Here is an 11,507-nt window from a genome sequence, read left to right on the forward strand (position 1 = left end):
TTTGTTCAACGTAACTGAATTTTGAAGCGCAATGCAATAAACAATTTCCATTAAATTCTGTTGAAAATAAAATGCGGTTTGAATAAATTTATTATATGAAGAAAAAACTAAAGCTTTTTAAGCGTTTTATTTACAGCCGTGTGGTTTTCTGCTTTTTGTTGCTTGCAATGCAGATTTGCATGTATCTGTTTTTCATAATAAAGTTTTCTCCATACTTCTTTTACTTTGCAGGAGTCAACTTGCTTTTAAGCTTTATTTTTATGGCTTACCTCTCAAACTGCGAAGGAAAAAACGAATTCAAAATCGCGTGGCTTCTTCCAACGATGATTTTTCCACTGTTCGGAATTTCACTTTATGTCTATACAAAAATGGCAACGCGGAACTTCAGGCTCAAAAACAAAATTGAACAAAGCGAGCTTCAAACCTGGAAATTCGTTCCAAAATCTGCGGAAACAAAAACATCATTTCCAGAAATTTCCGACCTTGCATTTTATCTTTACAAGAGCGGAAATTTTCCCGCATACACAGACTCTGATGTTGAATATTTTTCGTGCGGGGAAGATTTCTTTCCGGATTTTATGCAGGAACTTAAAAGCGCAAAGGAATTTATTTTTTTAGAATTTTTCATAATAACGCCCGATGACTCATGGCAGAAAATTCTTGAAGTTCTAAAACAAAAAGTCAGCGAAGGAGTGGAAGTCAGAGTTCTTTACGACGGAATCGGATCTGTGCTTGCATCCACTAAAATTTATCATAAATACCTTGCAAGCCTTGGAATAAAATCAAAAATTTATATGCCGCTGACTCCTGTTTTCAACTTGCAGCAGAACAACCGCGACCACAGAAAAATTGCAGTAATCGACGGAAAAATTTCTTACACAGGCGGACTGAATCTTGCAAATGAATATTTTAACTTTGGACAAAACAAGTTTTCATACTGGAAAGATTCCGCTGCAAAAATCCGTGGAAACGCAACAAAAACTTACACCGCGCTTTTTCTGCAAATGTGGAACCTCGCAAAATTTCCAGAAAAGAAAGAGAACAAAAGTTACGAAAAGTTTTTTCCATTAGCGCAGGAAAAACATTTCAGCGAAGGACTTTTGATTCCTTATGCCGATAACGCTTACAATGAAAAAGACATCGCAGAAAACATCTGCCTCTACATTTCGTCAAAGGCAACACAAAATGTCTGCATAACAACTCCGTATATCATAATCGACAATCAGCTAAAAAGCGCGCTGATTTTTGCGGCAAGCAGAGGAATAAACGTTTCTCTTATCGTTCCTTCCAAGCCTGACCATTTTTTGACATTTTGCATTGGAAAAACTTTTTTAAAGACACTTGTTGAAAACGGAGTCCACGTCTATCTTTACTTGCCGGGATTTATACATTCAAAACTTTTTACAAGCGATGGAAAAATAGCAACTGTAGGCTCAATAAACCTTGACTACAGAAGCCTTTTCCATCACTTTGAAGACGGACTTCTTATTTACAAGAAATCCGTTATAGAAAAAATCCAGCGAGACATTGAGCTTACAAAACTTTCGTGCAAAGAAATGACATTGGACGACTATAAAAAACTTCCGCTGATTGTAAAAATGCTTGGAAGAATTTTTAGAATTTTCGCGCCGCTAGTTTAGAAATTTCATTCAGCTTTTAATCCACCATTCGTAAAGCCTTGTATCGCTGTTAAGTTCCGGATGAAAACTAAGCGCAGTTTGATTTTTAAACTTTGCAGCAACAATTTTTCCGTCAACTTTTGAAAGAATTTCAACATCTTCCCGGGTACTTTCAATATAAGGCGCGCGGATAAAAGTCATTGGAATTTTTCCAAGATTCCCGAAAGTTTCCTCTGCAAAAAAACTTCCAAGCTGGCGGCCGTAAGCATTTCTTTTTACGCAAACCGGCATTGTTCCAAAATGAATTCTTGAGTCATTTTCGATTTTTTCAGCAAGAAGAATAAGACCTGCGCAGGTTGCAAGAACTTTCATTCCAGATTCAATGCGTTGCTTTAATGGTTCGAACATTTCAAGCTCATGCAAAAGTTTTCCCTGCACTGTGCTTTCTCCGCCCGGAAGAACAATAGCATCAAAGTCTTTTTCCAAGTCCGATTTTTTTCTAAGCTCAAAGCAAGGCACGCTCAAAGACTCAAGCATTTTCTCGTGTTCTAAAAACGCACCTTGAAGCGCAAGAACTGCCACTCTCATTTTCCGCGCTCTGCCATAAGAATAGCTATTTCACTTTCATTGATTCCAACCATAGCTTCGCCCAAATCTTCTGAAAGCTTGGCAATAAGTTTTGCATCATTGAAATTTGTAACAGCCTTTACAATTGAAGCCGCTCTTTTCTTTGGATTTCCTGACTTGAAAATTCCAGAACCAACAAAAACTCCTTCCGCACCAAGCTGCATCATAAGAGCCGCATCGGCAGGAGTTGCAACACCGCCAGCCGCAAAATTAACAACAGGCAATCTTTTGTTTTCATGCACAAACTTTACAAGCTCATAAGAAACTTGAAGATTTTTTGCTTCTTCATAAAGCTCGTCTTCACGCATAGAAATGATTCTTGAAATTTCAGAATTCATTTTTCTCATGTGGCGGACAGCCTGAATTATATCTCCGGTTCCAGGCTCGCCTTTTGTTCTAATCATTGACGCGCCTTCGCTAATTCTTCTTAAAGCTTCACCCAAATCTTTTGCACCGCATACAAACGGAACTTTAAAATTTTTCTTGTTGATGTGATAAACATCATCGGCAGGAGAAAGAACTTCACTTTCATCAATATAGTCAATTTCAATTGCTTCCAAAATCTGTGCTTCCACAAAATGTCCAATGCGGCACTTTGCCATTACAGGAATTGAAACCGCTTCTTGAATTCCTTTTATCATTTTTGGATCACTCATTCTGGAAACGCCGCCAGCCGCTCTTATATCCGCCGGAATCCGCTCAAGAGCCATTACCGCGCAAGCTCCAGCTTCTTCTGCAATCTTTGCCTGCTCTGGAGTTGTAACGTCCATAATCACGCCACCTTTAAGCATCTGGGCAAGATTTTTATTCAATTCGTACTGTTTTCCTGATTCCATATTTTTCCTCGCATAATTTTATTTGTAAAAAAACTAACAAAAATCTGGTATGATATAAATATTCAGTTTTCTTAAATTTTGATAATATCAGTTAAATTTCATTTTTCGCAAAAAAAATCCCCGGAAATCTATAAAAGAAAACCGGGGAAACCTTAGTTAAAGAAAATTATTTCAATGCATTGAATCCATTTTCCAAGTCGGCAATTATATCATCGATATGTTCAGTTCCAATGGAAAGGCGGATTGTATTCTGGGCAATTCCTTGGTCTGCAAGCTCTGCATCAGAAAGCTGGCTGTGAGTTGTTGAAGCCGGATGAATAACAAGCGATTTTACATCCGCAACATTTGCAAGCAAACTGAAAATTTTCAGGCTGTCAATAAATTTCCATGCTTCTTCTTTTCCGCCCTTGATATTAAAAGTAAAAATGCTGGCACCGCCGTTCGGAAAATATTTTTCATAAAGCATATGGTCAGGATGCTCTGGCAACGAAGGATGATTCACTTTTTCAACAAGCGGATTATTTTTCAAGTACTCGACAACCTTTTTGGTATTTTCAACATGGCGTTCAATTCTAAGCGACAAAGTTTCTACACCTTGAAGAAGAAGGAAAGCGTTAAACGGAGAAATCGCAGCTCCTGTATCACGCAGCAAAATCGCGCGGATGTAAGTTGCAAAAGCAGCCTTTCCAGCAGCCTTAGAAAACGAAACTCCATGATAGCTTGGGTTAGGCTCAGAAATCCATGGATAGCGACCGGATTTTTCCCAGTCAAAGTTTCCAGAGTCAACTATAATTCCGCCAAGAGTTGTTCCGTGTCCACCGATAAATTTTGTTGCGGAATGCACAACAATGTCCGCTCCATGCTCAATCGGGCGAATCAAATACGGAGTTCCAAAAGTATTGTCAATAACAAGCGGAAGTCCGTGCTTGTGCGCAATTTTTGCAATAGCGCCGATGTTTGGAATATCAGAATTCGGATTTCCCAAAGTTTCAATATAAACAGCTTTTGTGTTAGGCTGAATCGCATTTTCAAGCTCAGAAAGATTATGGGCATCAACAAAAGTTGTTGTTATTCCGTAAAGCGGCAAAGTGTGGGCAAGCAAATTATAACTTCCACCGTAAATTGTTTTTTGCGCAACAATATGTTCGCCTTGTTTTGCCAAAGCCTGAATTGCATAAGTTATAGAAGTCGCGCCGGAAGAAACTGCAAGAGAAGCAACTCCGCCTTCAAGAGCCGCAATTCTTTTTTCAAGAACATCTTGTGTTGAATTTGTCAAGCGTCCGTAAATGTTTCCAGCATCTTTTAGTCCAAAGCGATCCGCCGCATGCTGTGAATTATGAAATACATAGCTCGTTGTCTGATAAATTGGAACAGCCCTTGAATCTGTGGCCGGGTCAGCGTTTTCCTGTCCTACATGAAGTTGAAGCGTTTCGAATTTGTAGCTCATATTTTCCTCCAAGCAAAGTTTTATTTTCTGAGGAAAGAATAGCAAATTTCAAAAGGCATGAATAATATTAAATTTTTATGCGGAGATATAGATTTCTTTTATAACGAGCTATGCCTTTAAATAAGACTTCAGCTGCTCAATATATTCTTCGCCTGTCTTTGAAAGAATTATGTTTTTCTTTAAAATGTATCCGATTTCCATTATGCTGTTCGGATTTTCCTTGTCAGATTTAAAAGGAACAGCAACAAAATCAGAGCCATTTAGTTCTTCGCAAATTATTCCCGAGCAAAGAGTGTATCCGTTCAAGCCGACCATAAGATTTAAATTTGTGGCGCGGTCGCTTGTCTTGATTGTTTTTGGATATTCGTTTTCCGTGAGAATTTCCTCTGCGAAATAAAATGAGCTGTTTCCGCCCTGATCAAAAGAAAGGCACGGATAATCTTTTAGCTCTTCAAGAGAAATTGAAGTTTTTTTTGCCAGCGGATGATTTTTCCAAAGATAAACATAAGCTTTGCAGTCAATAAGCTTTTCAAAAACAAGATCATTTGCATTTAAAATTTTCTTGATTGCCTTTCTGTTGAAATCGCTCATATAAAGAATTCCTACTTCACTTTTTTGGGTCGCAACATTTTCGATTACGTCAAGAGTCTTTGTTTCAAAAATCGAAAATTCATATTCTGAAGTTCCGAATTTTTTTACAAGTTCAACAAAAGATTTTGTGGCAAAAGAATAATGTTGGCACGACACGCTGAATTTTTTCTTACGCTGAAATCCTTCTCCAAATTTTTCCAAAAGATTCTCATACTGCGCATAAATCTGCCGGGCATACTGAATAAATTCCTTTCCATCTTGTGTCAAAGAAATTCCCTTGCTTGAACGGTTGAAAATTGAAATACTGAATTCCTTTTCAACTTCCTTTATCGCGGATGTAAGGGAAGGCTGCGAAACATAAAGGTTTTCCGCCGCCTTGTTCAAAGAGCCAGATTCTGAAACGCCTATAATGTAATGAAGCTGCTGCAATGTCATAAAAATATCCTAATATAAATAATATAGAAACTAACTATCGTTATTCTTGGTTAACTAACGGTAGTTTAAAAACAATTTTTAACCCTTTCCAAAACTTCCTTTAGTTAATTTTTGCAAAAAACAAGAGCATCCTTCCCAAATGTCGTTAAAAGTTTCATCAAAATTTCCTGTATACCAAGGATCTGCGATATTTCCGGGCCGTGAAGTAAAATCAAGCAAAAGAAAAACATTTTTATTAAAGTTGCTTCCCAAAATCCGCTGAATATTTTTTAAATTAAAATTATCCATTCCAATTATAAAATCGTATTTTTCAGCATCAGATTTTTTCATTTGAACAGCCTTATGCGGAAAAACAGGAATTCCCTGCTGCGCAAGCTTTTTTAAAGTTTTAGGATGCGGCGGATTTCCAATTTCTTCCGTGCTTGTAGCTTTTGATTCAATTAAAAAATTATTTTCAAGCCCAGCATTTTTTACAAGAAATTTCATTACAAATTCAGCCATTGGAGAACGGCAAATATTTCCGTGGCAAACAAAAAGAATTTTTATCATAGCTTCTATTCCAAAATCGTAATTTCTACACGGCGGTTTTTTGCTTTTCCTTCAGAAGTTGAGTTGTCCGCAATTGGTTTTGTTCCGCCTGAGCCTTTGCATATAAATTTTTCACGTGGAATTCCTCTTTGAATCAAAGCAGTTGCAACAGAATCTGCGCGCTCAACAGAAAGCTTCATTTCGCCTTTTTCATAGCCAACGCTTGCAGTGTGTCCTTCTACAAGAAACATCTGCTCAGGAACTTCTTTTAGAACCTGCGCAATTTGATCCAGCCGCTCATTTTCTCCAGGCAAAAGCTCTGCGCTGTCCGGCTTAAAATTCAAATTTTGCATTGTGAGTCGAATTCCTGCCGCCGTATTTTCCACAATAACTTTTTTTTCTGACTTTGAATTTGAAGCGGGATTTTTTCCAGCTGAAATTTTTGACTGAATTTCATCCATAGAATTCTTTTTTTTCTGAGACTGATTTTTCATTTTTCCAGAGCCACTTCCATTTGTTTTTGCTCCAGAAGTTTGATTTCCTGCCTTTGCAATTTTCTTTTCAGCGGAAGAAGAATTACTTTTTCCTGAATTTATGCCGGATTCAAAATCATTGTTTTTCATTGAATCAATAGATTTTTTTTCACCTTCAATCCAGTTGCTTTCATTCGCAGGTTTTTCAAGAATTTCTTTAAGCTCTTTTTCCGAAACAGAAGCTACACGCTGCAACGCCGGAATAAGTTTGCTTTTGTCGTAAGCCGGCGGATATTCCGTGAACATGGAAATCGAGCCTTTAAACGAATAGCTGTTGCCGTCATTGTAAATAAAAGTTTCGTCAACCATATCGCGCACAACAAGAGCATTTCCACTTTTTTTGCTTACGTACATTGTAGCTTTGTGGCTTCCTTGCGCTGATTTCAAATCCTTGTCGCCTGCAAAATCCCAGTAGGAAATTCCGTAGCGAGTTGCCCATTGCGCGCTAAAAACATAAACTTCTTCTCCGTGAAAAAGCTCGTCCTTAAGATAAGTGTATTCAACTAAAATCGGAAGCTTTGTAAAAATTCCTTTGTTAAGCGGATCAACAACACGCTCGGCTTTTGCCTGCCATTTGTCTCCGATGCTTATGCGCTGATTTGTAAAAGATGGAAAACTTCTAAAAGACGGATAGCCATTGTCAACAAGCATTGTCAGCATTCCATCTGAAGAAATTTTAAAGCTTGAAGGAACTGCTCCGTTTATGCCAAGATTTACTTCACGTGAATTTCTCTTTGTAGCTTCATCTATAAAAAAACTTCCGTCATAATATCTGTCTGAAAATTTTCCGCCGGAAGGAACAGAAGTTGGAGCAATAAACGAGCGGACTTCCCGGCTAACAAGTCCAGTATATTTTCCATTATCGTAGCGTCTTACATCGGTACGCTCAATATAAACATAGCTTCCACTTCCGTTATATTTTAAAAGCACATTCTGGCAAAAAGCATTTTGAAAAAACAAAAAAAATACTGCTGACAAAAAAATTTTCTTCATATTTAAATTATCGGCAGTAATGACACAATCTTTCATTTTTTATAGAATAGAATTTATGTCAGAAAAAAATGCAGCTTTAATAAGAACACATCTTCCTGGATTTTACAAAACACTTTTTTCACTTGCACTTCCAATTACTCTTCAAAACTTAATGCAAGTTTTTGTAAACATGCTAGACACAATCATGGTGGGCCAGCTTGGAGCCGCGGAAATCGCATCAGTAGGACTTGGAAATCAAATTTATTTTATACTGAACATGATTCTTTTTGGAACATCTTCTGGCGGCGCGATTTTTATTTCTCAATTCTGGGGAAAAAATGATATAAAGGGAATTCAAAAAACGCTAGGAATAATGCTCGGATTTTCAATTTTTGTTTCCATTGCTTTTACAATAGCGGCTTTGTTTATCCCGGAATTTTTAATCAGCCTTTATTCAAAAGATCCAGTTGTAATTCAGTATGGCGCAAAATATTTAAAATATGTTGCAATAAGCTATATTTTTCTTGCAATAACTTTTCCATTTGAATTCGCATTCAAAAGCACAAACCATGCATACCTTCCGATGATATGCACAACAATTTCAATTATCTTGAACGCGGTTTTCAACTATATTTTTATATTCGGACTAAAAACTGAATTTTTTATAATTGCGCCAATGGGAGTTGCCGGAGCCGCAATCGGAACTGTAATTTCAAGAGCAGCCGGAACTTCTGTTCTTTTGATATATTCATCTGTGAAAAAATTTGAAATCCTAGGATCTTTAAAAAACTATTTTTCTTTCAGTAAGAAATTCGTTTTAAAATATATTTCAGTCGCATTGCCAGTACTGCTAAACGAAACCGCTTGGGGGATGGGAATAACATTTCAGAACTCCATTTTCGCGCATACAGGAACAGACGCAATCGCAGCATTCAATATAACAGGAACAATTTCGCAGCTTACTTGGGTTTTCTTTATAGGAACGGGAAACGCGGCCGGAATAATCCTTGGCAAAAAAATCGGAGCCGGAAATTTTGAAGAAGCTAAACTTTACACTTACAGATTCGCCTGGTTTCTTCCATCTTGCGCAGCTTTAATCGGACTTTTCCTTTATCCGCTTTCATCAATGCTTCCGTACATTTTTAATGTGGATTCTTCAATTCTCTTGCAAGCAAAAAAAATGCTTATAGAACTGATTTGTTTTTATCCGTTCAACGCATTCTGTATGTTCTTTATTGTAGGATTTTGCCGCGCCGGAGGAGACACAAAATATGCCGCGTTCCATGACATTTTCTGGATGTGGTGCGTTGCAATTCCTGCAGGATACATAGCAGCTTTTGTTTTTAATCTGCCGCCAAACTTTATTTACTTGTGCTTGCTTTCAGAAGGATTTCTCAAAACGTTTGCGGGACTTTTGCGCCTTAAATCTGGAAAATGGCTCAGAGACATTACAAACTAAAAATGCCAAAAATTATCCAAGCCGCAGAAAACGAAGAATTTTTTGTCAAAGCAGAAAACTTTCTTTTGCCGCATGAAAAGATTTGCAGCCAGCTTATGCAAATGGCAATGCAAAAAAGCAAAGAGCTTTATATAATTTTTGAAACTGAAATCTTAGGCGTTTTTTATTTTTCAGAAGGCGGAATTCTTACAAGCTTTATTCCAAAGCCCACAAAAGAAAGTGAAAAAGAACTTTGCAATTTTTTTTATGAAAAGAAAATTTCCTGCATAATGGGAGAAAAAAACGAAGCGGAAAAAATCAGAAAGCTAATTTTCAAGCTGAAAAAAATTCAACCGGACGACATAAGAGAAATGCTTTTTATGGAATACACGCAAAGCAAAAATATTTCAGCAAAAAATCTGGAAATTACAAAATGCTCCTTGCAAGACGCCGACAAACTTTTTCCGCTGCACATTTCATATACTCAAGAAGAAGTTTTGCCTGAATGGAAAAAAATAAATCTTGCGCTTGAAAGACTTAAACTTGAAAAAATTCTTCGCACACAAAAAGTTCTTGCAGTCAAAAAAGAAAATTTATTTTGCGCAAAAGCCCAGACAAACGCAATTTCAAAAAATTTTATTCAGATTGGCGGAGTTTTCACACAAAAAGAATTCCGCTCAAAAGGCTTTGCTTCAACTCTTGTAAAAAAGCTCGCTGAAGAATTTCAGAAAGAAAATAAAAAATCAGTCTTGTTCGTAAACAAAAAAAATAAACCGGCAATCTGCGCATACAAGAAAGCCGGCTTTATATCGTTTGCAAAATACGAAATGCTTTACTACAAATAAATTTATTTTTTCATTATAGCGTCAATGCTTGAAATGCAAATTCCGCGCAAACCATTTTTTTCAAGAGAATCCACGCCACGAATTGTAGTTCCGCCTGGAGAACAAACCGCATCTTTTAAAGCTCCCGGATGAATTCCTGTTTCAAGCTGAAGCTTCGCGCTGCCAAGCATTGTCTGTGAAACAATTTTATAAGCTGTCTGCCTTGAAATTCCATATTTGACAGCGGCATCAGCATAGGCTTCAATTATCAAATCCATAAATGCAGGACCGCAGCCGCTTATTGCGCCGCCAATTCCCATAAGATTTGAAGGAAGTTCTTCTATAATTCCAAGCGAAGAAAACAAATCTTTTATTTTTTCAAGCTCGCCTGCATTTAAAGAATTTTCCTTTTCAAAAAGCATCACGCCTTCTCCAACCATCGCAGGAGTATTCGGCATTATGCACTGAACACGGACATCATCTCCAAGAATCCCGTGGAATCTTTCATAGCTCCAGCCAGCGGCAACAGAAACCAAAACTTTTCCAAAAAGACTTTCCTTTATTTCAGCAAGAACACCTTCTATCTGGTAAGGCTTGCACGCCATTATAAAAACATCGCATAAATCCGCCAAAGACAAAATGCTTTCGCACGGAACAAAGCCAATCTCGCTGGCATTCTTTTTAAGCTTTTCTTGATTCGGAGCAAAGGCAAAAATATCTTCTTTCTGGATTTTTCTTGAAGTTATAAAGCCAGAGGCAATCGCCTTCGCCATGTTTCCCATTCCAATGAATCCAATTTTCATTTGCTTCCTCCCATTATCGCATTAAATAAAGCATTTTCATCAGCTGTAAAAACCGTGGCCTTCAACTCTCCATTGCAAAGTTTTTCCAAGGCTTTTTCTTTTTTTCCATTTGCAAGTATTAGAGGAATTCCAGAAGCTGTTGTTTTTTTTGCCGCCTCAATCTTTGTAGAAATTCCGCCAGTTCCAAAAGAGCTTTTTCCGTTGATTGTAATCTGATTTTTAAGTTCATTGATATTTTCAACAGTTTCAACAAGCATGGCGTTTTCATTTGTCTTTGGGTTATCCGTGTAGATTCCATCGATGTCGCTAAAAAGAATTAGCAAGTCCGCGCTCCAAAGAACAGCAGTAAGCGCGCTAAGATTGTCGTTGTCTCCGATGCAGAACTCGTCCGTGGCGACAGAGTCATTTTCATTTATAACCGGAACAACGCCTTCGTCAACAAGCGTGAATAAAGTATTCCTTATATTCAAAGTGCGGTGGGAATCCATGAAGTCCTCTTTTGTAAGAAGAAGCTGAGCCGCATGAAGATTCTGCTTGCCGAACGATTCACGCCACTTGTCCATAAGCTCAACCTGACCAATCGCACACAAAGCCTGCCTGTAATGAATGTCGCCCTTATGCGCCCAGCCGCTTATCGTGGAAAGTCCTGCAACCTGCGCCCCGGAAGAAACAACAATAATCTGCTTTCCCTTTGAAATCAAAGCCGCGCATTCCGACGCAAATGTTTCCATAAAATCCACATTGATTGTTCCGTCGTTCTTTGCAAGCGTGTTGCTTCCAATTTTTATTACGATTTTCCTAGCCTTGTCGATAACTTCCTGCGGTGTCATAAAACTTCCTTAAAATTGATTAAA

11 protein-coding genes are annotated in these 11,507 nt (G+C 37.7%); 3 read left to right on the forward strand and 8 right to left on the reverse strand.

What is annotated here, in order from left to right:
* The first annotated feature begins 95 nt into the window (after positions 1–95).
* Positions 96–1,640, forward strand: coding sequence for a phospholipase D-like domain-containing protein (locus B4C08_RS01390; RefSeq protein ID WP_296662256.1), 1,545 nt, complete (start codon positions 96–98; stop codon positions 1,638–1,640).
* A gap of 9 nt (positions 1,641–1,649) precedes the next feature.
* Here the strand turns inward: B4C08_RS01390 and pdxT are convergent, their stop codons facing one another.
* From pdxT to B4C08_RS01420, 6 genes are all read right to left on the reverse strand, one after another.
* Positions 1,650–2,207 (reverse strand): pyridoxal 5'-phosphate synthase glutaminase subunit PdxT, encoded by a 558-nt coding sequence (gene pdxT / locus B4C08_RS01395; RefSeq protein ID WP_296662257.1) that lies wholly within the window; start codon positions 2,205–2,207, stop codon positions 1,650–1,652.
* Positions 2,204–3,082: a pyridoxal 5'-phosphate synthase lyase subunit PdxS gene (gene pdxS / locus B4C08_RS01400; protein ID WP_296662258.1), complete on the reverse strand. Its 879-nt coding sequence runs from the start codon at positions 3,080–3,082 to the stop codon at positions 2,204–2,206. Before pdxS ends, pdxT begins: the two co-directional genes overlap by 4 nt.
* A 166-nt stretch (positions 3,083–3,248) precedes the next feature.
* A complete protein-coding gene (locus B4C08_RS01405) occupies positions 3,249–4,529 on the reverse strand; it encodes an O-acetylhomoserine aminocarboxypropyltransferase/cysteine synthase family protein (protein WP_296662259.1) in 1,281 nt (426 codons plus the stop codon).
* Positions 4,530–4,637: 108 nt separating this feature from the next.
* Positions 4,638–5,555, reverse strand: coding sequence for a LysR family transcriptional regulator (locus B4C08_RS01410; protein ID WP_296662260.1), 918 nt, complete (start codon positions 5,553–5,555; stop codon positions 4,638–4,640).
* A gap of 78 nt (positions 5,556–5,633) precedes the next feature.
* Positions 5,634–6,104, reverse strand: a complete 471-nt coding sequence (locus tag B4C08_RS01415) for a low molecular weight protein-tyrosine-phosphatase (protein ID WP_296662261.1) — start codon at positions 6,102–6,104, stop codon at positions 5,634–5,636.
* Positions 6,105–6,109: 5 nt separating this feature from the next.
* Positions 6,110–7,609, reverse strand: coding sequence for an OmpA family protein (locus B4C08_RS01420; RefSeq protein ID WP_296662262.1), 1,500 nt, complete (start codon positions 7,607–7,609; stop codon positions 6,110–6,112).
* Between the two features lie 55 nt (positions 7,610–7,664).
* On the opposite strand from B4C08_RS01420, the gene B4C08_RS01425 reads away from it, so the two are divergent.
* Together B4C08_RS01425 and B4C08_RS01430 are read left to right on the forward strand one after the other, a co-directional pair.
* Positions 7,665–9,047: an MATE family efflux transporter gene (locus B4C08_RS01425; protein WP_296010750.1), complete on the forward strand. Its 1,383-nt coding sequence runs from the start codon at positions 7,665–7,667 to the stop codon at positions 9,045–9,047.
* A gap of 2 nt (positions 9,048–9,049) precedes the next feature.
* Complete coding sequence (locus B4C08_RS01430) at positions 9,050–9,871, forward strand: GNAT family N-acetyltransferase (protein WP_296662263.1); 822 nt, start codon at positions 9,050–9,052, stop codon at positions 9,869–9,871.
* Positions 9,872–9,873: 2 nt separating this feature from the next.
* Here B4C08_RS01430 and proC read toward each other — a convergent pair whose 3' ends face one another.
* Positions 9,874–10,653, reverse strand: coding sequence for a pyrroline-5-carboxylate reductase (gene proC / locus B4C08_RS01435; protein WP_296662264.1), 780 nt, complete (start codon positions 10,651–10,653; stop codon positions 9,874–9,876).
* Entirely contained in the window at positions 10,650–11,483 is an 834-nt protein-coding gene (gene proB, locus B4C08_RS01440; protein WP_296090462.1) for a glutamate 5-kinase, read from the reverse strand. The genes proC and proB overlap by 4 nt, the downstream gene beginning before the upstream one ends.
* Between the last annotated feature and the right edge of the window lie 24 nt (positions 11,484–11,507).

The organism is Treponema sp. UBA753 (assembly GCF_002297325.1).
In the GTDB taxonomy this organism is placed as follows: Bacteria; Spirochaetota; Spirochaetia; order Treponematales; family Treponemataceae; genus Treponema_D.

Coding starts and splice junctions, on each gene's coding strand:
- B4C08_RS01420 (WP_296662262.1), bottom strand. CDS start 7,609: ATGAAGAAAATTTTTTTGTCAGCAGTATTTTTTTTGTTTTTTCAAAAT.
- pdxT (WP_296662257.1), bottom strand. CDS start 2,207: ATGAGAGTGGCAGTTCTTGCGCTTCAAGGTGCGTTTTTAGAACACGAG.
- proB (WP_296090462.1), bottom strand. CDS start 11,483: ATGACACCGCAGGAAGTTATCGACAAGGCTAGGAAAATCGTAATAAAA.
- B4C08_RS01390 (WP_296662256.1), top strand. CDS start 96: ATGAAGAAAAAACTAAAGCTTTTTAAGCGTTTTATTTACAGCCGTGTG.
- B4C08_RS01405 (WP_296662259.1), bottom strand. CDS start 4,529: ATGAGCTACAAATTCGAAACGCTTCAACTTCATGTAGGACAGGAAAAC.
- B4C08_RS01415 (WP_296662261.1), bottom strand. CDS start 6,104: ATGATAAAAATTCTTTTTGTTTGCCACGGAAATATTTGCCGTTCTCCA.
- B4C08_RS01410 (WP_296662260.1), bottom strand. CDS start 5,555: ATGACATTGCAGCAGCTTCATTACATTATAGGCGTTTCAGAATCTGGC.
- B4C08_RS01425 (WP_296010750.1), top strand. CDS start 7,665: ATGTCAGAAAAAAATGCAGCTTTAATAAGAACACATCTTCCTGGATTT.
- proC (WP_296662264.1), bottom strand. CDS start 10,653: ATGAAAATTGGATTCATTGGAATGGGAAACATGGCGAAGGCGATTGCC.
- pdxS (WP_296662258.1), bottom strand. CDS start 3,082: ATGGAATCAGGAAAACAGTACGAATTGAATAAAAATCTTGCCCAGATG.
- B4C08_RS01430 (WP_296662263.1), top strand. CDS start 9,050: ATGCCAAAAATTATCCAAGCCGCAGAAAACGAAGAATTTTTTGTCAAA.